13 protein-coding genes and 1 pseudogene are annotated in these 20587 nt (G+C 65.8%); 5 read left to right on the plus strand and 9 right to left on the minus strand.

Going from position 1 to position 20587, the window contains the following annotated elements; all coding sequences use genetic code 11:
* Nucleotides 1–396 precede the first annotated feature (396 nt).
* The 8 genes and pseudogenes from AC58D2_RS16265 to AC58D2_RS16300 form a co-directional block, all read right to left on the minus strand.
* The gene (locus tag AC58D2_RS16265; protein ID WP_497392032.1) at nucleotides 397–855 is read right to left on the minus strand and encodes a MarR family transcriptional regulator; all 459 of its coding nucleotides are present in this window, start codon (nucleotides 853–855) and stop codon (nucleotides 397–399) included.
* A 14-nt stretch (nucleotides 856–869) separates the two neighbouring features.
* Nucleotides 870–4019 (minus strand): UDP-N-acetylmuramoyl-tripeptide--D-alanyl-D-alanine ligase, encoded by a 3150-nt coding sequence (locus tag AC58D2_RS16270; RefSeq protein ID WP_497392034.1) that lies wholly within the window; start codon nucleotides 4017–4019, stop codon nucleotides 870–872.
* Entirely contained in the window at nucleotides 4016–5200 is a 1185-nt protein-coding gene (locus AC58D2_RS16275; protein ID WP_497392036.1) for an HlyD family type I secretion periplasmic adaptor subunit, read from the minus strand. Before AC58D2_RS16275 ends, AC58D2_RS16270 begins: the two co-directional genes overlap by 4 nt.
* Nucleotides 5197–7338: a type I secretion system permease/ATPase gene (locus AC58D2_RS16280; protein WP_497392038.1), complete on the minus strand. Its 2142-nt coding sequence runs from the start codon at nucleotides 7336–7338 to the stop codon at nucleotides 5197–5199. Before AC58D2_RS16280 ends, AC58D2_RS16275 begins: the two co-directional genes overlap by 4 nt.
* Nucleotides 7335–8573, minus strand: coding sequence for a TolC family outer membrane protein (locus tag AC58D2_RS16285; protein ID WP_497392040.1), 1239 nt, complete (start codon nucleotides 8571–8573; stop codon nucleotides 7335–7337). The genes AC58D2_RS16280 and AC58D2_RS16285 overlap by 4 nt, the downstream gene beginning before the upstream one ends.
* A gap of 178 nt (nucleotides 8574–8751) precedes the next feature.
* Nucleotides 8752–11358, minus strand: coding sequence for a beta strand repeat-containing protein (locus AC58D2_RS16290; RefSeq protein WP_497392236.1), 2607 nt, complete (start codon nucleotides 11356–11358; stop codon nucleotides 8752–8754).
* Nucleotides 11355–12179: a hypothetical protein gene (locus AC58D2_RS16295; protein WP_497392246.1), complete on the minus strand. Its 825-nt coding sequence runs from the start codon at nucleotides 12177–12179 to the stop codon at nucleotides 11355–11357. The genes AC58D2_RS16290 and AC58D2_RS16295 overlap by 4 nt, the downstream gene beginning before the upstream one ends.
* 121 nt (nucleotides 12180–12300) lie before the next feature.
* Nucleotides 12301–12609 (minus strand): annotated as a pseudogene (locus AC58D2_RS16300) (BapA/Bap/LapF family prefix-like domain-containing protein); the annotation flags it as partial.
* Nucleotides 12610–12889: 280 nt separating this feature from the next.
* On the opposite strand from AC58D2_RS16300, the gene AC58D2_RS16305 reads away from it, so the two are divergent.
* A complete protein-coding gene (locus tag AC58D2_RS16305) occupies nucleotides 12890–13081 on the plus strand; it encodes a hypothetical protein (RefSeq protein ID WP_497392042.1) in 192 nt (63 codons plus the stop codon).
* Between the two features lie 127 nt (nucleotides 13082–13208).
* Here AC58D2_RS16305 and AC58D2_RS16310 read toward each other — a convergent pair whose 3' ends face one another.
* A complete protein-coding gene (locus tag AC58D2_RS16310) occupies nucleotides 13209–15872 on the minus strand; it encodes a DUF4118 domain-containing protein (RefSeq protein WP_497392044.1) in 2664 nt (887 codons plus the stop codon).
* 258 nt (nucleotides 15873–16130) lie between these two features.
* Here AC58D2_RS16310 and kdpF point away from each other — a divergent pair, with 258 nt between their 5' ends.
* From kdpF to kdpC, 4 genes are read left to right on the plus strand one after another with little or no spacing between them, the layout of a single operon-like run.
* Complete coding sequence (gene kdpF / locus AC58D2_RS16315; RefSeq protein ID WP_497392046.1) at nucleotides 16131–16220, plus strand: K(+)-transporting ATPase subunit F; 90 nt, start codon at nucleotides 16131–16133, stop codon at nucleotides 16218–16220.
* Between the two features lie 13 nt (nucleotides 16221–16233).
* Nucleotides 16234–17937, plus strand: coding sequence for a potassium-transporting ATPase subunit KdpA (gene kdpA / locus AC58D2_RS16320; protein ID WP_497392238.1), 1704 nt, complete (start codon nucleotides 16234–16236; stop codon nucleotides 17935–17937).
* A gap of 12 nt (nucleotides 17938–17949) precedes the next feature.
* Nucleotides 17950–19980, plus strand: a complete 2031-nt coding sequence (gene kdpB, locus AC58D2_RS16325; RefSeq protein ID WP_497392048.1) for a potassium-transporting ATPase subunit KdpB — start codon at nucleotides 17950–17952, stop codon at nucleotides 19978–19980.
* Between the two features lie 10 nt (nucleotides 19981–19990).
* A complete protein-coding gene (gene kdpC / locus AC58D2_RS16330; protein ID WP_497392050.1) occupies nucleotides 19991–20578 on the plus strand; it encodes a potassium-transporting ATPase subunit KdpC in 588 nt (195 codons plus the stop codon).
* The last annotated feature ends 9 nt before the right edge of the window (nucleotides 20579–20587 follow it).

Raw genomic sequence — 20587 nt, forward strand, 5'->3', positions numbered from 1 at the left:
AGTAGCGGCCCGATCACTTCCCATTCTTCGTCTGTAACGCCAATCCGCTCGCCCAAGGCAGCCTCCAAAAGCCAGCCTTGAATCAAGGTCCGAGTCCACAGTCAAGCTTTGTCCACGAAGCCTAGGTTCGAGCCCTAGTGCGTCCACCACTTTTCTACTTCATTTTCATTTGCTTCGACGGCATTTTCTGGCCTCGTTTCGCTGCGACTGAGCGGCAAGAACCGAATAGACACCAAACGGGTGCGGATCAGCTCGCTGCGCCCTGCGCCGCCTGCTGCATCTCCGCCTCCATCAGGGCGACGTGCTCGTCGATCCACTCGGGCGTGATCCCGAACCGTATCCGCTGCGGGGACACGATGGCCTCCGCGTCCCGGTCGATGCCCTGGAACAGTTCGATCAGCCCCTCGCACTGCCCTCCGCAGGAAAAACCTGCTGCAGCATCGACAGCATGGCGGTGCGACCGCGTTCGGATATCCGCACAATAACGCGGCGACCGTCAAGCGGATCGGCGAAGCGCTCGATCAGCCGCGCCTCCTCGAGCCGGTCGATGCGGCGGATCGCCGCGGCCGCCGACTCCCCGGAACTCAGGATGAGCTGCTTGACGTACAGGACGCCGCCTTCCTCGTAGGAAATGAACAGCTCGAGGATCATGTCCCACGCCGAATCGCGCAGCAGCCCTTTCGGCAGCATCCCGGCCATTCGGTTGCGGGCCTGAAGCAGGTGGCGTGCGCCTTCGACCAGCCCGCGTTCCGCCACGCTCTCCTCGCGCTGCGCCGCACGCGACAGCGCGTCGAGCGTTCTGCGCATGCTCCGGACGGGTGGATCGTCGGTCTTGGCTTCGTCCTCGCGGTACATCGTCTGCCCCTTCTTCACACAGGCACGTCGGTAGACCGCGACGCCCCCACGCCCGCGACCGCCTCGTGTGCCTTCCGGTCCCCCTGCTGCGGCATGGCGCCGCGATGCCTCAGTCTTTCGGCCAGTTCGTGAACCCGGCTGCCGTGCGAGCCCTTGACGAGCAGCACATCGCCGTCGCGCAGATCGGCGAGCAGCAAGGTCTCGATGTCCTCGGGCGCTCGCGCGCGTAGCCCGCGCTGATTGGCGGCAAGCGCGCTCCAGAAATCATCATAAAGGTCGCCGACCGCGTGGACGCGCGCGATTCCGGCCGCCGTAACGAGCGGTGCGAGCGCGGCATGATAGGCGGCGGCATCGGGACCGAGCTCGCGCATTTCGCCGAGTAGCGCGACCTTGCGGCCCGCCGCGTCCATGTCACGCAGCAGCGCAAATGCCGTCGCCATCGAGCCGGGATTGGCATTGTAGCTGTCGTCAAGCAGCGTGACGCGTCGGCCGCCAAGAGTCAGGCGGTGGACATCGCCCCGGCCCGCGACGGGCACGAAGCTGGCCAGCGAGGCGATCGCCGCGTCGATATCTTGGCCCGCAGCCGCCACCGCGGCGAGCACCGCAAGGCTGTTGAGCGCCATATGTTCGCCCGCAGCACCCAGCCGGAAGCGCCGTTCCGACCCGAAAATCGACGCGTGAACCTCGCCGCTTGCCGGGTCGTAGGCGAGGAGGCGAAAATGACAGTCGGGCGATCGGCCGTAATGGACGATACGAAGTCCACGGATCGTCGCGGCCATATGCACCTGTTCCCATTGGGCCATGTCGCGATTGAGGACGGCGGTGCCGCCCGGCATCATGCCCCCGAATATTGCACTTTTCCGCGCCGCCACAGTGTCCAGGTCGCGATGATACTCAAGATGCGCGGGCAGGATGTTCGTGAAGATCGCGACATCGGGCCGCGCCAGCCGTGCGTTGCGCGCCATCCGGCCGATCGCGAGCTCGAGCACGACGTGCGGCACATCCCAGCGGATCGAGGCAAGATTCCAGGCGATGCCGTGCGGCAGATTCGCATTATGCCGTGTCTGGCCAACCTCGCCATAGGGCGCGAGCGCATGCGCGAGCATCGCGACCGCGGTCGTCTTGCCCGCGCTGCCCGTGACCGCGAGGACCTGTGCCGAGAGCTTCTGGCGCGCATAGCGGCCGAGGTCCAGGATCGCGCCGCCGACGTCGCCGACCCGCAGCAGCGGCGTACCGTCCGGTACCGCCTCTGCCCCGCCGGCCGCGATCAGCGCCGCCGGCGCTTCTGGCAATCGTGCGATCCGGCGCACGTCGACCCCGACCTCGCCCTCGCGAAGCCGCACGGCGATCATGTCGCCCTTGCGCATCGTCACCGGCGCGATGCACAGGCCGGCTGCCGTCCATCCGCTGGACGGGGGCCGAACCCATTCGCCTCCGGTCGCGCGGACGAGATGATCGGCTGTCCAGCCGATGTCCTCGCGCACGGGGATGGGTTTCTCGTGCGCGAAACCACCCCCGGCTTCGCAGGCCATGAGATAGCGGCGGTACGCCACGAGACCCGACAGATAATGTTCGACGTCGTCGATCCGGACGCGAAAGCCGTGGTGCCGGATGAAGAAGCTGCCGGCGATCCGGTCGGGGCGAGCATAGAACATCGCAAGCTCGGGCCAGAAATGACCGTTGACCAGATAGTTGGCGCGCAGGTGGAGCGCCTCGTAGAAGCGCGCGATGTCGAAGCCGTCGAGAAGGTACGCGAGCGCGGGGTCACCGCGCAGGCGCGCGATCATTCGCTCGGTCGCCATCATCAGTTCGAGCAGCGTCGGAAAGGTGGTGATGCGTTCGGCAACGAATTCGAGATAGTCACGGACATTGTCGAGACCGAAGCGGAAATAGACCTCCGACGGGTCGTGGATCGTCAGTTCGTTGACACAGTAGCTGAGCCAATGGTCATGCGCGATCCAGTGTCGCTCCCGCACGAAGTGCAAAAAGGCGCGCTCGACGGCTTCGAGCCAGCGGATATTGCCCGTGATCCCGAACAGGCGCACGAGGGCGAAGGCGGCCTCGCCGTCATAGTAGATGGTCCGGAACGGCTGCTTCACCGCAAGCGAGGGATAGTGGAGGACGTGCACGAAGCGGCCGCTCACATCGTTCTGCATATAAACAATCGTGCGCGCGAGCCGCTCGCACAGGGCATCGTGGCGCGTATCGCCGGTCAGGTCGCGATATTTCACCAGCGCCAGTATCGCCACCGCGTTTCCGCCGAGTTTCACCTCCTCGCCCGCATCGACGAGGCAGGCCGCCGCGTCGCCGCCCGGGAGGGGGCGATCGGCGATCAGTTCGCCGGTCAGATAGGCGAGCGAGCGCTCGATCGCTGCACCGAGATCGCAGTCGCGAGTAACCTCCCACGCCTCGATCATCGCGTAGAGCGTACTCGCGTGGCGAAGGCTGTTATAGGCGGCGATGGGGCGATCGAAACAGGGGTGCCAGCCATAGGCGAACCGCCCGTCTTCGCCTACCTGCGAGGCAAGGTAGGCGCTCCCTCGCCCGATCAGGCCGGTGACCGCTTCGGCGTCGAGCGGCGGCAAGCTGCGCCGGCCGCTCGACGCGCCCTTGCCATCGATCGCATGGATGCCCTCGTCGCCGGAAAAGGCACCGCGGGTGGTGAACAGCCATAGCGGGCGTTCGTCGCCGAATGAAATATCCCGCAGCCCGTGGCGCCGCTCGGCATAGCGCCGAAAATTGCGCTCGTTGATCGTCGCTGCCGGCTCGCGCGGACCGCCGTAGAGCATCGCATTGGCGTTGATCTCGGTTTCGAGGAATGCCTGCTCGAAGCCCGCATCGAGAGAAATTCCGAGCCGGAAATAATTGCGCTTCACGTCGCCGAGCCGGGCGCGCAGAGCGCCCCAGCTGGTGCGTTCGACCGCATCGACCCATTCCGCCCGCAGCCAGCGCGCTTCGCCGCCCGTCGCCTCCAGCAATGCCGTCGCGCGCGTCCACGCGTCGTCCGCATCGCAGCCCACGATGGTGCGAACCTCCGCTCGATGCGAGCCATCGGTCCACGAGAGGAAGAGGATCACCCGTTTCGCTCCACCCGTCACCACCGGCGCGATACCGCCAAGGGCGGCACGCAGCTCGGCGAGCCGGGAGGCGGATACCAAGCTCACCGCTCGCGCAGCGCCTCCCCGGCGCGGTTGAGCGGCTTCATCAGATATTGCAGGACGGTTTTCGTCCCCGTGTGGATATCGACCGTCGCGATCATCCCCGGGACAATGGGGAAGCGTTTGCCCTGCTTGTTGCGCAGCGCGTCGGCCTGTGTGCGCACGAATACGCGATAATAGAATATCTCGGGCTGCACTTCGTCGCGAATGGTGTCGGGCGAGATCGTCGTAACGACCCCGTCGAGCCCGCCGTAGATCGAATAGTCATAGGCGGTGATCTTGACGGTGGCCCGCTGCCCGGGGTGTATGAACGCAATGTCGCGCGGCGACATGCGCGCCTCGATCATCAGCCGGTCGTCGAGCGGCACGATCTCCATCAGCTTGCCATTCGGCGGAATCACCCCGCCCCTGGTCGACACCTCGATGCTTTTCACGATGCCGCGCACCGGCGAGCGAAGCGTCAGCCTTTCGAGCGTGTCGGATCGTCCGCGAACCACGGGCGCGAGCGCCTTGACCTCCTCGTCTGCCTTGGCCAGTTCCTGCCGCGCCTCGACCACATATTGCGAGCGCAGATCGGCCTTTTTGAGTTGCAGTTCGGCGAGCTGACGCTTGAGCCGCAGGACCTCGACATTGCTGGCTGCGCCGACTTCGATCAGCGACTCTCCAATCGCAAGTTCCTTGCGGATGAGCGCAATCGACTGGTCGATAAGGCCGAGCGACGACGAAAGGCTCGATCGCCGCGCATCGTACAGGCGCCGCTCTTCGGCCTTGAGGTCGCCGTAATCGGCAAGGGCATCGGGAAATTCGAGCGCCGTCTGGTTGACCTCGGCGCGCAGCCGAGCCGATGCCGCGAGCGCAGCGCGATATTTGGCCGCACTTTCCTCCACGGTCGACCCGGCCTGCGTCGGGTCGAGCTGAGCGAGGATCTGCCCCGGCTTCACGATCTGGTCCTGGCGCACCAGCAGGCGCGACAGGATGCCGCCTTCGAGCGACTGGATGATCTGCTCGCGGGATGTCGGTACGACGCGACCGCCTCCGGTCGCCACCTCGTCCAGTTCGGCGGACCAGGCCCAGAGCAAGCCGGCAGCGAAGAGCGCGGCAAGCAGCCAGACGAGCCTTGCGGCCGTACCCAGCTGCCCATCGCCGTCGGCGGCGAGCCAGGGCTCGGGGACCGCGCCGATCTTCATGCCGGCCCGCCCTTCGCCCGCATCCGTTGCAGCGCCGCCGTCTTCCTGTCGTCGAGCACGACCTGCCCCTCGTGAATCACGATGATACGGTCCACCAGTTCCAGCACGCGCATGCGGTGCGTTGCCACCAACAGGGTCCGCTCGCGGCTCCATTCACCAAAGCGCTCGATGAAAAGCCGCTCGGCCGCCTCGTCCATCGATGCCGTCGGTTCGTCGAGAAGGAGCACCTGCGGCTCGCGAAGCAGCAACCGCGCGAGAAGAAGCGCCTGCACCTGTCCGCCCGACAGGCCGACACCGCCCTCGAGGATCATCTGCTCGAGCCCCGCCCGTGAGCGACGGATGAAACCATCGGCCCCGACCATTGCCAGCATCGCCATAATGTCATCGTCGCTCGCTTGCGGCCGTCCGAGTCGCAAATTATCGCGGATGGTGCCGTGAAAAAGCCGGCTGCCCTGCCCGAGCAGACCCACGTCGCGGCGGACATCGGCAGGATCGAGCTGGTGAAGCGCGAAGCCGTCGAGCAGCACCTCGCCGGAGATCGGCTGGAGGAGGCCCGAACAGGCCTGGAGGAGCGTCGACTTTCCGGCACCATTGCGGCCGAGGATGGCGATCTTCTCGCCCGGCTCGATGCCAAGGTTGGCGACCGAGAGCGCCGGCGGCGACTTGGGGTCCGAGTAGCGAAAAACGGCCGAACGAAACTGGTAAGTCCCGGCGACGGCGGAAATCTGGATCCGGTGCTCGTCGTCGGGGTCGTCGACGGGAAGTGCCATGATCTGATCGAGGCTGCCGATGCCCACCTTCGCCTGCTGGAGCCGGTTAAGCAGCTGAGCGACATGCGATACCGGGGCGATCATGCGCGAACCGAGGATCGACGCCGCGACGAGGACACCGGTTGTGATTTCGCCTTCCATCACGAGCGGGGCGCCGACGAAAATCGTCGAGGCGTAGACGGCATTCTGGACATTGTGCGTCCACACAGTGAGACTGTTGGTCAGACCGCGAAGCTTGAGCTGCGCTTCGGCCGCGGCAGAATTGAAATGATTCCATTGCTGCTGGAAGCGCGATTCCGCCTGGAGGGTCTTGATGTCCTCGAGCCCCTGCACCGCCTCGACGAGCATCGCGTTGCGCAGCGACGCCTCGCGCATCGCCTCGTTCGCATAGGCGCGCAGACGGCGCTGCGCGAGCAGGCCAGGCAGCACGAGCAGCACGAGGGCGCCGAGCGGCACGATGGCAAGGGGGCCGGCGATAAACCAGAAGATCAGAAGGAAAAGCAGGAAAAAAGGTATGTCTGCGATCGCCGCCACGGTGGTGGAGGTAAGTAGTTCGCGGACCTGCTCAAGGTCGCGCAGCTGGGCGATGAAGGCCCCCGTCGACGAGGGCCGGTCGCGGTTGCGTACGCGCAGCGCGTGCCCGAACACCTGATCGGACATGCGCAGGTCGGCGCGCTTGCCGAGCAGGTCGATAATCCGCATGCGCAGCCGGCGAAACAGGAAGTCGAAACCGATGGCGAGCAGCACGCCGACGAACAGGATGTAAAGAGTCGGAAAGGATTGGGCGGGAATGACGCGGTCGTAGACCTGCATCGAGAAGAGCACTCCGGCGAGCGCAAGGCTGTTCGCCACGAGCGACGCGATGAGAATGTGCGAATAGGCGCGCGCATCGCGCAGGATCAGGCGGCGCAGCCAATGCTCTTCGAAGGGCCGGATATAGGTATCGACCCGCGCATCGCGAAGCGCGCGGACCGGTCGTGCCGCGACGAAACGCACCGCAGCCTGGCACAGCGCCTCGACAGGCATTTCATTGGTCAGCGCCTCGCGCCCGTCGATCGCGAGGATCGCGCGGCCCGCGGCATCGATCGCCCCAACCACCGCGAGACGCCCGTCGGCGAACTCGGCGATCATCGGCAGGCGGCCCGGCGCGAGACTTGCAGGATCGACGGGCTCGAACCGCAAGCGGAGGCCCGCACCGCGCGCGAGAGCAGCAAGGCGTCGGTCGGGGTCGTCGCCCTCTTGCCAGAGACTGGCCAGCCGCGACGCCTCCGCGGGCCCGGGAAGCCGGTAATGATGCGCCACGAGCCGCAGCGCCTCGGCCCAGGCATCGGTACGAAATTCAGCCGCGGGTGCGTTTGCGGCCGTCACAGCGTGATCCCCCGCACCGTCGTTCCGGTCAATCCAAAGAGCGCGCGGCCCGAGCCGGCATGAAAGATACAGGAGGTCTCGAGCCGACGGAGATCGAAGCGTGTGTTGACCAGATCGAAACGCGCCTGATGCAATTCCTGTTCGGCGTTGAGGAGGTCGACGAGGGTGCGGGTCCCCATGTCGAGATATTGCAACCGGTAAAGGCGCCCTGTCTCGTCCATGCTGTCGCGCCGTGCGGCGAGCGTGTCGACGACGACGCGAAGGCTCTCGACCTGCCGCCGCGCTTCCGCGATCTGCCGCAGCACGTCGTTGCGTACGCGCGCAACGGCGGCATCGGCGGCACCCAGGGCATAGGCAGCGCCGCGCACCCGCGCCCGCCGCGCTCCGCCGCTGTAAAGCGGCGTCGAGACGTTGAGACCGATGCTATATTGCGCTCGCCGCGAAGTCGGATCGAACAGATCGGTACCGCCGTTGGCGCCGACCGAAACGGTCGGCAATCCGTCGGCGCGGCTCCGCTCAAGCGATGCGAAAGCCTCGTCGCGCTCGGCACGGGCCTGCAGAATGGCCGGGACGAGCGACCAGTCGGGTGCCCCACGTTCGCACGCACCCCGCAACAGTTTCGGCGGGTCGGCCGTCAGCATCGGCGCTGTCTCGCGGCCGAGCAGATAGGCAAGATTGCTTTCCCATCGCCGCTGCTCGGCCTCGATTTCCTGCCGCGACACGTCTGCGGCCTGGACCCGGGCCTGCGCCTGCAACGCATCGGATTTGGTGCTTGCGCCGAGTCGATAGCGATGATGGACAAGTTCGTTGATGTCCTCAATGCTCGCGAGCTGGTCGCGCGCGACCTCGAGCAATGCGCGGTCGCGCTGAATTTCGATGACCGCATAGCTCGTGTCGCGAATCAGGCTGTCGACGGCGAGCAGAAGGTCGGCGCGCCCGCTACGGGTGCCGGCTTCAGCAATCTCCACCGATGCTTTCGTCTTGCCGAAGTCGAAAAGCATCTGGGAGGCGGACAGGTTAGCCCGCGGTCGCCAGCCGCTGTCGACGAGATTGTCATAGCCCGAGCCCAGACTGGCGCTGAGCTGTGGCCGATACCCTGCCTCGGCGACCTCAATCTCTTCCCGGGCCTGATTGACCCGAGCGACCGCTTCCGTGACCGACGGATGCCAACGCACGGCTTCGCGGACGGCCTCGGACCAGCTTATGGAGTCGGCCGGAGCGGGTGATGCTCCCATCAGGATCGCGGCGCAGACGCCCAAAGCTCCGATGCCGGCCGGCTGTCGTATCGATCGTTGCGTGCGCGACGTGCCTTGCGGCATGCATCCTCCGCCGTTGTATTGACCTCCCAAGGATCGCCCGACTTTCGCGGTCGAAGCGATTCCATGCCCGCGAGTATAATCAACGACGAAATTCTTAAATTAACGTATGTTGGTTGCCAGATAAATCGTCATCGGGATTGATAGATAGATAGCTAAGTGGATCACTAACATTCTGGTCGATCTCCACTATTTCCGTTTGATTTGTATCTGTTTGGACCAATTCTGAAAATTGATCCGACTTGGATGAATATTCATTTTCGAGATAGTTTTCCAGGACGGAAACGAGATCGCCCTGCCCCTCGAACAGGTCATAGGCCAGCGCATCGGGCATTGTGGCTACGTCACCGCTCATCGCCGCCATGTCGTCGAAGCCGGCGAGCATGACCAGGCCGTCGGGCGCCCCCGTGGTGGCCATCGTCGGCAACGCGCCGCCCGGATCGATCGTGTCGAGCGAGATTGTCAATTCGGCGGTGGCCGTTTCACCGTTCGGATGCTGCACCTGATAGGTGAAGCTGTCGGTCAGGTCGCTTGCCGAATAGGCAAGCGCCGGATCGGGCTCGTAGTGATAGTTGCCGGCTTCGTCGACGGTAAGCGTTCCATGGCTCCCGGTCAGCGTGACCGGCGTATCGCCGACCTCGGCGAACCCGCTGCCGCTATCGACGAGAATGGCATTGAACAAGGTTCCCGTCGTGTCGTTGGCAAGCAGATTGCCGTCGGCCGCCGTCACCGCATCGACCTGGAACTCGGTGAGGTCGGTCACCGCTTCCGAGAGCACGACGTCGGAGTCGAACCCGGTGCCGAGCCCCGCGGCCTCCACCTCGATCGTGTAATTCCCCGGCGGCAGGTCGTCGAAGGTAACGCTCGCGCTCACCAGACCGAGCACGTCGAGCGCCGCGGTCACATTACGCGTATCGACGGTCGCCCCGCTGTCGGTATCGGTCAGCGTCACCGTGTAGGTGGGGAACAAGGTGATCACGCTGCTGACCGCGATATTCACCGTCGCGTCGGATTCGGTATCCGCCGCCACCGTGAAGCCGGCGCTGTCGCTGTCGGTCCCGATAATACCGTTGCTGAGCGAGAAAAGCGGGGTCTCGACGGTATCTACCGTATTTTCGAACAGGACCGCCGCGCTGGCGCTATCGTCGGCTGCCACGAGGCCCGTGGATGCGTCGTCGCCAGGCGTTCCCCAGCTCAGCTGTGTATCCGGGCTTCCGATCTCGATGACCAGCACCGCGCTTTCCTGCGCTCCGTCGGGCCGTTCGATCGTGTAGGTGAAAGAGTCCGCCGCGCCGATATTCGCAGCGTCCTCGCTCGGGGTATATACGTAGCTGCCGTCGAGATCGATCACGAGCGTGCCGTGATCGCCTGAGACGATTGTACCGTCGGCGGTGACGTCGGTCGTAGTGCCGTCGAAGGTCACACTCGCGATCACCGTGCCCGCCGGCGCCAGATCGGTTTCACTCGCAGCGTTGGTATCGGTGATCACATTGCCTTCGGCGGTGACCGCGACGATGTCCGCGATGTCCGTGAAATCATTGTCGGTGCCCGTCACATCGAGCGTGCCGAGCACACCGACGCCGGCAAGCCCGTCGAAGGTCACGAACGCCCGATAGTCCCCGGCACCCAGGCTTTCGGCGGCGGTCAAATCCCCGCCGAGAAGATTGAGTTCGAGAAGCGTCGCTGCGCCCTCGCCACCAACGCCGACCCAATTGCCGTCGACCAGTTGCTGGACGACGACCGTATAGTCCGCGGCGACCCCGATATCGAGCACGCCACCGTATTCGAACAGTGCATCGAGCGAATGACCGTCGTCGACGGTAAATGTCAGCGCGTCGATGCCGAGCAGTTGCAGTCCGGCGACATCGAGCGAAAGATCGACGTCGGCGAGCCCGACCAGCGCCAGGTAATTTGCTGTCCCGAGATCGACATCGCTCGTCACGGGCACGAGGTCGAGGGCCGCGCTGGCAAGATTGTCGAAGGCATCGAACTGGTCGGGCGCGGTGACTGCCGCCGGATCCGACTCGTTGCCCGCGGCATCCGTTTGCGTGACCGTGAGATCTTCGCCATTCGTCTGCGCCGGGATCGTGACGCTGTAGCTGCCGTCAGGATCGACCGAGCCGGTTCCGAGCACGGTCGTGCCATCGACATCATAGACGGTGACGGTCGCACCCGGTTCGCCCATGCCGGTCACCAGCGTCCCCGTGCTATCGTCGACATCCGCCGTCGGCGCGTCGGGCGCGGTTAGATCGGGCGCTTCGGCGGTTGCCGGAAGCGACTCGTTTCCAGCGGTGTCGGTCTGCGTCACCGTAAGGTCTTCGCCGTTGGTCTGGGCCGGAATCGTGACGCCGTAGCTGCCATCCGGTTGAACCGTGCCGGTACCAAGAACGGTTGTTCCATCGACATCATAGACTGTGACGGTCGCACCGGGTTCACCATTGCCGATAACCTGGGTTCCGGTCGCGTCGTCGACGTCGGCAGTCGGTGCATCGGGTGCCGTGAGATCGGGGGCAAGCGTCGACGTCGGCAGCGACTCGTTGCCCGCCGCGTCGGTTAGGGTAACGCTTAGTTCCTCACCATTGACCTGCGCGGGAATGGTCACGCTGTAGGTCCCGTCCGGCTGAACCGTACCGGTACCAAGGACGGTGACGCCATCGGTGTCGTAGACCGTCACCGAGGCATCCGGTTCGCCCGCGCCCGTCACAATCGTGCCGGTGGCATCGTCGACATCCGCCGTCGGTGCCTCGGGCGCATCGGTGTCGGCATCTGCGTCTGCGTCAGCGTCGGCGTCAGCATCCGCGTCTGCATCTGCGTCTGCATCTGCGTCAGCATCAGCGTCTGCATCAGCGTCTGCATCAGCATCAGCGTCAGCGTCAGCATCAGCATCAGCGTCAGCATCTGCATCGGCGTCAGCATCAGCGTCCGCATCAGCATCCGCATCAGCGTCTGCATCGGCATCAGCGTCAGCATCCGCATCTGCATCTGCATCAGCGTCCGCATCAGCATCAGCATCCGCATCCGCATCCGCATCAGCGTCTGCATCGGCATCAGCATCAGCATCAGCATCAGCGTCGGCGTCTGCGTCGGCGTCAGCGTCTGCATCAGCGTCAGCATCAGCATCTGCATCTGCATCCGCGTCGGCGTCTGCGTCGGCGTCAGCGTCTGCATCTGCGTCAGCATCTGCATCCGCATCAGCATCAGCGTCAGCATCTGCATCGGCGTCAGCATCAGCGTCCGCATCAGCATCAGCGTCGGCATCAGCGTCAGCATCAGCATCAGCGTCTGCATCAGCGTCTGCATCTGCATCGGCATCCGCGTCGGCGTCAGCGTCCGCATCAGCATCGGCGTCTGCATCAGCATCAGCGTCGGCATCAGCGTCAGCATCAGCGTCTGCATCAGCGTCCGCATCAGCATCAGCATCAGCATCGGCATCGGCATCGGCATCAGCGTCGGCATCAGCGTCGGCGTCGGCATCAGCGTCGGCGTCGGCGTCGGCGTCGGCGTCGGCGTCGGCGTCGGTATCATCCGATCCTCCACCGCCAGCTGCTGCTGCAATTCCTGCAGCGCCAAGCAGGCCTAATGCCGGCAGGAGGACGCCCGCGCCCGCGCCGCCCGCATCCGACGCGATCGAAGATCCAGGCACGAGTTCACCCCAATCGGTTAGCTCGAAGAACTGCGCCCCTTCTCCAGGGCGCGCCAACCACATCGCACCATCGGGTTCCTGCAAGACAATGTCGCTGCCAATGCCGTCAGCCGTGGCGGAATAGAAATCGACAATTCGGATTGTTTCACCGGAGCGCAGCTCGATCAGCAGGTCGCTTCCCTGCCGCTGCATGCTTTGGACATCGGTCCGGCTTAGCTGGAGCCGCACAACACTGGGTTGATCAAGATCGATGGAATCAAGCGCGACGGACTGAACCTCACCGCTATTTTTGTCGAATATTTCCGCCGGCATCGCTGTCTCTCCACATAAAGACGCAGTAGGGCATCTTCGCTGCACAGATGACAGCAAAGACAATATAATGTTTCTCCGCTATCATGACGAAGCGGACAGAATATTGATTTGCTTCAGACTATGAGAATTTCAAATCTGTGCAACGCAATACGGGCACAATGTTCCGATATTGGAACAGATTCCAAATTCGTTCCACTATGGCACGCCTATCGTCTACTTTTGACGAATTTTCATGATCCATCTTACGGCACGCCCGCGTCGCCGGCGCGCTGATGCGAGGATGACCGACCATCTGCGCCGCGCGGCGAACCCCGCACCGGGCGTCGAATACTTGCTGGTCCGAAAACTTCCCGACGTCGCATTAGTCGCTGTGAAGTTGTCCGCGCCGCGCGACCGTGGAGGGCTCTTTCTTCAAGAAGTGCAGCTCTTCGTCTCACGCCCATCCGTGCCGAGAGAAGGGTTTAGCTGCTGACCGGTTCGCTAAGGCGTTGCAGAATAGTCATAAGCAGCTGTGCGCCTATCGATGTCGGCAATCGTTCCTATCCGAAGATATGCCCCGACCGATGCATCGACCCAATCGACCGCTGGCAGGCCACCGCCTAACCTGTCGCTGCGGCAATCAATCGGTCGGGAAAGCTGAGGGTAAAGGCGGCGCCGCCTTCGGGATGATTGGCCGCGGCGATGTCGATGCCGAGCGCATCCGAAAAGCCCTTTGCGATCGCGAGGCCCAGTCCGCTGCCTCCGTGCCGGTCCCCGCCCTTGCCTTGCGCAAAGGTGTCGAAAATCGTCAGTTCCGCTCCCGGCTCCAGCCCGCCGCCCCGGTCGCGGACCGTCAGCGTGACGGCATCGGATGTTCGCCGGCCGATGATGCCAACAGGGCCGGCGTTCCCCCCGTGCTGGATCGCGTTCGCCAGCAGGTTGAGCAGGATATGATGGAGCAGCCGTTCGTCGACGCGGACGAGCGGCAGACCGGCGGGAACCTGAAAATCGACATGATGCCCGCGCAGCGGTTCCTTGAGGTCGTGGACGACCGCGGCGACGACGTCGGTCAGGTCGACCGGCGTCAGATCGAGCCGGACGCCGCCGGCGTCGAGCCGGACCAGTTCGACGAGATTATCGAGAAAGCGGCGCAATCGCGCCACTTCGGCACGCGCGTCGGGCAAGGCGGCGGCGGCGGGATGCTCGTCGGCGATCGCCTCGATCGCCGCGGTCACGCCCGTAAGCGGCGTGCGCAGATCGTGACCGATCGACGACAGCAGCGCCGCGCGCATCCGGTCGCGCTCTTCGAGCATCGAAAGGCTGCGCATCTCGTCCTCGAGATGCAGCCTTTCGTGCGCGAGCGCGGCCTGGCCGACGAGCGCCGACAACAGCGCCGCGCGGTCGGGCGCGATCGGATCGCCGCCATCCTCGCTCGCGATGCCGAGCACCGCGAGGACGCCGAGCCCGGTCTTCAGCGGATGGAATTGCCAGTCGGAGGCGACGAGCGTGCTCGTGCCGCGTCCGGCGGGCTCGCCGCTCGTCCACGCCCACTCGGCGGCCGCCTGGTCGATCGGCGAAATGCGCGCGTCGGCCGGCCGCGCGACGATGGCGAGCAGCAGGCCGTCGCGGTCGCCGAGCACGACGCTGCGCACCCCCAGCAGGCGCGAGACTTCCTCGCAGGTGGCAGTGGCCGTGGTTTCGCGGTCCGAGGCGCGCGCAAGCGTCTGCGCAAAGGCGGCGAGCGACGCATTTTCTTGCGCGCTACGTACCCCGATCCGCGCGCGCGTCCGCAGCCGCCCGGCGAGGTTGCTCGTCACCGCGGCGACCCCGGTGAGGATCAGCACCGTCAGCACGCTCTGCGGTTCGGCGATCGTGAAGGTGTAGAGCGGATGCAGGAAGAAGAAATTGAACGCGAGCGCCGCCGCGATGCTCGCGAACAGCCCCGGGCGCAGGCCATAAAGCGTCGCCGCGACGATGACGGGCACGAGATAGAGCAGATCGACCGCGCCGGTGCCGATCCACGGCTCGGCGAGCTTGGCGAGGCCCGTCGTCGCGGCGATCAGCGACAGCGCGACGCCATAGCTTCCCGGCCGGCCCCAACCGCGCATCCAGCCGCCACGACGGTGCGTCGTCGTCGCGGCGTCGGGGGACGGGATGACATGCACCGCGAGTCCCTTCCCCTCGCGGATCAGCGCCTCGACGATCGACCCGTGGCGCAGTTCGAACCACCAGCTGCGCTGCGACCGGCCGATGACGAGCTGCGTCGCGCGCAGCGCCTCGATCTGCCCGCGTAGCCCGGAGATGACATTTTCGGACGGAACGGTGGCGATCGTCGCACCGAGCGTCGCGGCGAGGGCCAGCGAGGCGGCGACGCGGCGCTGCGCCTCGTCGTCGAACCCCTCGCTGCGTGGGGTTTCGATGTGCACCGCGGTCCACGGCGCATTGAGCCCGTCGGCAAGGCGCTTCGCCGTGCGCACCAGCGCGTCGGTGCCCGGCTGCTCGCTGATCGCGACGAGGATGCGTTCGCCCGCGGCATAGGTGCCGGCCAGCCCGGTCGCGTCGAGATCGTGGAGCATCTGCCGATCGACGCTGAGCGCGGCGCGGCGCAGCGCCATTTCGCGCAGCGCCGAGAGGTTGGGTTTCGAGAAGAAATGACCGAGCGCGCGGGTCGCCTCGTGCGGGACATAGACCTTGCCGTCCTTGAGCCGCGCGATCAGCTCGTCGGGGGGCAGGTCAACGAGCTTGATCTCGGCGCCTTCGAACACGCTGTCGGGGACGGTTTCGCGTACGCGCACGCGCGTGAAGCTCGCAACGACGTCGTTGAGGCTCTCGACATGCTGGATGTTGAGCGTCGTATAGACGTCGATCCCGGCCACCAGCAGTTCGTCGACGTCCTGCCAGCGCTTGGGATGCCGGCTGCCCTCGACATTGCTGTGGGCATATTCGTCGACCAGCGCGAGCGCGGGCTTGCGCCGCAGCACGGCATCGAGGTCCATTTCGGCGAGGCGATGGCCGCGATAGGCGATCTCGTGCCGCGGAACGACCTTGAGCCCTTTCATCAGTGCCTCGGTCTCGGCGCGGCCGTGCGTTTCGGCGACCGCCACGACGACGTCGGCGCCCTCGCGCGCGAGCGCCGCGCCCTCGGTGAGCATCGCATAGGTTTTGCCGACCCCGGGCGCGGCGCCGAGGAAAATCTTGAGCCGTCCGCGCTCCTCGCGCTTCGCCTGACGCAGCAGCGCATCGGGAGACGGTCTCTTGCCGGAACGAGGTGCGGCGGATGGCATCGCCGATGCTTAGCCGAGCGCGGGGCGCCACGCCACGCCAGAGCCGCCGCCTTTACGGAAACTTTATGCGAACCGCGAAATTCGCCCGCGAAACTTTACGGCGAAGGGGCGTAGCGGCCGCCAGATCCTATCCCGGCCCGCGAACCGTGGGCCCTTGCCGGAGACCCGCTATGTCCGATCTATTGTCGCTTGCCCTGCTCGGCGCGCTGTTCGCGCTGACGCTCGGCTATGCGCGCCTGTGCGAACGGGGGTGACGCGATGACCACCCCGATGCTGCTCGCCGGCCTCACCGCCGCCGCCCTCCTCATCTACCTGCTCGTCGCGCTGTTGCGCCCCGAGCGATTCTGACGGGAGACGCATGATGACCTTGTCCGGCTGGGCGCTGATCCTGCTGTTCATCGCCCTCACCGCCGCGCTCGCCAAGCCGATGGGGATGTGGCTGTTCGCGCTCTACGAGGGGCGCACGACCCCGCTCCATCGGCTGCTCGGCCCCGTCGAGCGCGGCTTCTATCGACTCGCGGGGATCGACCCGAGCGAGGAGCAGGGCTGGCGGCGCTATGCGCTCAGCATGCTGCTGTTCAACCTCGCGCTGCTGCTCTTCACCTATGCGGTGCTGCGGCTGCAGGGGGTGCTGCCCGGCAATCCGCAGGGATTTGCCGGGGTCGGCGCCGACGGCGCGTTCAACACCGCGGTCAGCTTTACGACCAACACCAACTGGCAATGGTATGGCGGCGAGACGGCGCTGTCGAACCTGTCGCAGATGCTGGGCCTCACGATCCAGAATTTCCTGTCGGCGGCGACCGGCATCGCGGTGGCCTTCGCCCTGTTCCGCGGTTTCGCGCGGCGCGAGGCAAAGACGATCGGCAATTTCTGGGCCGATACGACACGCGTGACGCTTTACCTGCTGCTGCCCATTTGCGTGGTCTATGCGATTTTTCTGATCGCAAGCGGGGTGCCGCAGACCTTCGCCGGATCGGTCGATGCGACGACGCTCGAAGGCGCGCGGCAGACGATCGCGCTCGGTCCGGTCGCGAGCCAGGAAGCGATCAAGATGCTCGGCACCAACGGCGGTGGATTCTTCAATGCCAACAGCGCGCATCCGTTCGAAAATCCGACCGCGCTCACCAACCTCGTTCAGATGTTGTCGATCTTCTCGATCGGCGTCGGACTGACCTGGTGCTTCGGTAAGGCGGTCGGCGATACGCGCCAGGGCTGGGCGATCCTCGCCGCGATGGGCGTGCTGTTCGTCGCCGGCGTGTCGCTCGCCTATTGGCAGGAGGCCGCGGGCAACCCCGTCCTGCATCGGCTGGGCGTCGCGGGCGGCAATATGGAGGGCAAGGAGCTCCGCTTCGGCATCGCCGCCTCGACGCTGTTCGCCACGATCACCACCGCCGCCTCGTGCGGCGCGGTCAATGCGATGCACGACAGCTTCACCGCGCTGGGCGGGCTCGTCCCGCTGTTCAATATCCAGCTCGGCGAGGTCGTCGTCGGCGGGGTCGGCGCGGGCATTTACGGCTTCCTGCTGTTCGCGATCCTCGCGGTGTTCGTCGCGGGGCTGATGGTCGGGCGCACCCCCGAATATGTCGGCAAGAAGATCGAGGCGCGCGAGGTCAAGCTCGCAGTGCTCGCGATCGCGGTGCTGCCGCTCGTCATCCTCGGCTTCACCGCGCTCGCGAGCGTGCTGCCGCAGGGGCTCGCCGGACCGCTCAACAAGGGGCCGCACGGCTTTGCCGAAATCCTCTATGGCTTCAGTTCGGCCGCGGGCAACAATGGCTCGGCCTTTGCGGGCCTGTCGGCGGGCACGCCCTTCTACAACGGCCTGCTCGGCATCGCGATGTGGCTGGGGCGCTATTTCGTGATCGTCCCCGCGCTCGCGATCGCCGGCAGCCTCGCCGCCAAGCGCCATGTCCCGGCGTCGAGCGGCTCCTTTCCCACTACCGGCGGCCTGTGGATCGGCCTGCTCGTCGGGATCATCCTGATCCTCGGCGGCCTGACCTTCCTCCCCAGCCTCGCCCTCGGCCCGATCGCCGATCATCTCGCGATGGTCCGCGGCCAGCTCTTCTAGGAGCCTGATGTCATGACCGCACCAACCTCGATGTTCAGCGCCGCGCTCGTCGTTCCCGCGATGCGCGACGCCGTGACCAAGCTCAAACCGCGCGAACTGGCCCGCAATCCGGTAATGTTCGTCACCGCGAGCGTCGCCGCGCTCCTCACCCTGCTCCTCGTGCTCGGCGAGCCCGGCCTTGCGCGCGGCTTTCAGTTCCAGCTCGTCGTCTGGCTTTGGCTGACCGTACTCTTCGGGACCTTCGCCGAAGCGCTGGCCGAGGGCCGCGGCCGCGCGCAGGCGGCGTCGCTGCGCGCGACGAAGGCCGAGCTCAAGGCAAAGCTGATGCTCGGCGTCGGCGATACCTATGAATTCGTCCACGCGAGCCAGCTCGAAAAGGGCGAGATCGTCCTTGTCGAAACGGGCGACCTGATCCCCGCCGACGGCGAGGTGATCGAGGGCGTTGCTTCGGTCAACGAGGCCGCGATTACCGGCGAGAGCGCGCCAGTGATCCGCGAGGCGGGCGGCGACCGCAGCGCGGTGACCGCAGGCACGCGCGTCATTTCGGACCGCATCAAGGTGCGCGTCACCGCCGAGCCGGGCCAGGGCTTTCTCGACCGTATGATCGCACTCGTCGAGGGCGCCGAGCGGCGCAAGACCCCGAACGAGATCGCGCTGACGATCCTGCTCGTCGGGCTGACGATCATCTTCCTGATCGCGGTATCGACGGTCCCCGCCTTCGCCGCCTATGTGGGCGGCGCGATCCCGGTGGCGTTGCTCGCGGCGCTGCTCATCACGCTAATCCCTACCACCATCGCTGCGCTGCTCTCGGCGATCGGTATTGCGGGGATGGACCGGCTCGTGCGCTTCAACGTGCTCGCCAAATCGGGCCGCGAGGTCGAGGCGGCGGGCGATGTCGACGTGCTGCTGCTCGACAAGACGGGGACGATCACGATCGGCGACCGTCAGGCGAGCGAGTTCCGCGCGCTGGCCGGCATCGACATCGACACGCTCGCCGAGGCGGCGCTGCTCGCGAGCCTCGCCGACGAAACGCCCGAGGGGCGCTCGATCGTCGCACTGGCGCGCGAACGCTATGCGATCCGCGTCGAAATCCTGCCTGCCGGATCGGAGATCATCCCCTTTACCGCGCAGACGCGGCTGTCGGGCGTCACCGTCGCCGGCGTGACGATCCACAAGGGCGCGGTCGATTCAGTGCTGAAGGCGCATCCACTCGAAGATGGCTCCCCCGCGGTACAGGAATTGCGCCGCTTAACCGACGAGATCGCCCGCGCCGGCGGCACCCCGCTCGCGGTGATCCGGGACGGCCGGCTGCTCGGCGCGATCCACCTCAAGGACGTCGTCAAGGCGGGGGTGCGCGAACGCTTCGGCGAGCTGCGCAAGATGGGCATCCGCACGGTGATGATCACCGGCGACAATCCACTCACCGCCGCGGCGATCGCGGCGGAGGCAGGGGTCGACGACTTCCTTGCCGAAGCGACCCCCGAAGACAAGCTCGCGCTGATCCGCCGCGAACAGGCCGAGGGACGGCTGGTCGCCATGTGCGGCGACGGCACCAATGACGCTCCGGCGCTCGCGCAGGCCGACGTCGGGGTCGCCATGAACACCGGGACGCAGGCGGCGCGCGAGGCGGGCAATATGGTCGACCTCGACAGCGATCCGACCAAGCTGATCGAGGTCGTCGGGCTCGGCAAGCAATTGCTGATGACGCGCGGCGCGCTGACGACCTTCTCGGTCGCCAACGACGTCGCCAAATATTTCGCGATCATCCCCGCGATTTTCGTCGCGCTCTATCCGGGGCTCGGAATCCTCAACATCATGGGGCTGGCGACCCCGCAAAGCGCGATCCTCTCCGCCATCATCTTCAACGCGCTGATCATTCCCTGCCTCGTGCCGCTCGCGCTCAAGGGGGTGCGCTATCGGCCGATGCCCGCCGGGCCGCTGCTCGCGCGCAACCTGTCGATCTATGGTCTCGGCGGGCTCGTCGCACCCTTCGCGGGCATCAAGCTGATCGATCTTGCCGTTTCCGCCCTCCATCTCGCCTGAGGACATGCCGATGCTTTCCGATCTCAAAACCGCCGTCCGTCCCGCGCTGGTGCTCACCCTGCTCTTCGCGGCGCTGCTCGGCCTCGCCTACCCGCTCGCGCTGACCGGCATCGGTCAGGCGCTGTTTCCCGCGCAGGCGAACGGCAGCCTGATCCGTGAGGGTGACCGTATCGTCGGATCGTCGCTCATCGGTCAGCGCTTTGCGAGCGCCGCCTATTTTCACGGCCGGCCGTCGCCCGCGGGCGCCGAGGGTTATGACGCGGCAGCCTCCTCGGGGTCGAACCTCGGCCCCGCAAGCAAAGCGCTCGCCGTGCGCGTCGGCGCTGACATCGAGACGCTTTCCAAAACGGCACCGGGCCGCCCTATCCCGCCCGACCTGGTGACGACCTCCGCCTCGGGGATCGACCCCCATATCAGCCCCGAGGCGGCCTTTTTCCAGGTCGCGCGCGTCGCAAAGGCGCGCGGCGTGCCGGAAAGCCGCGTCCGTTCGCTCGTGCAGCAAGCGGTCGAACGCCCGCTGCTCGGCTTTCTCGGCGAACCGCGCGTCAATGTGCTCGCGCTCAATCGATCGCTCGACGCGCGTTTGGGGGCGCAGTAGAAAGCCGCC

The sequence above is a fragment of the Sphingopyxis sp. CR5 genome (assembly GCF_059693785.1).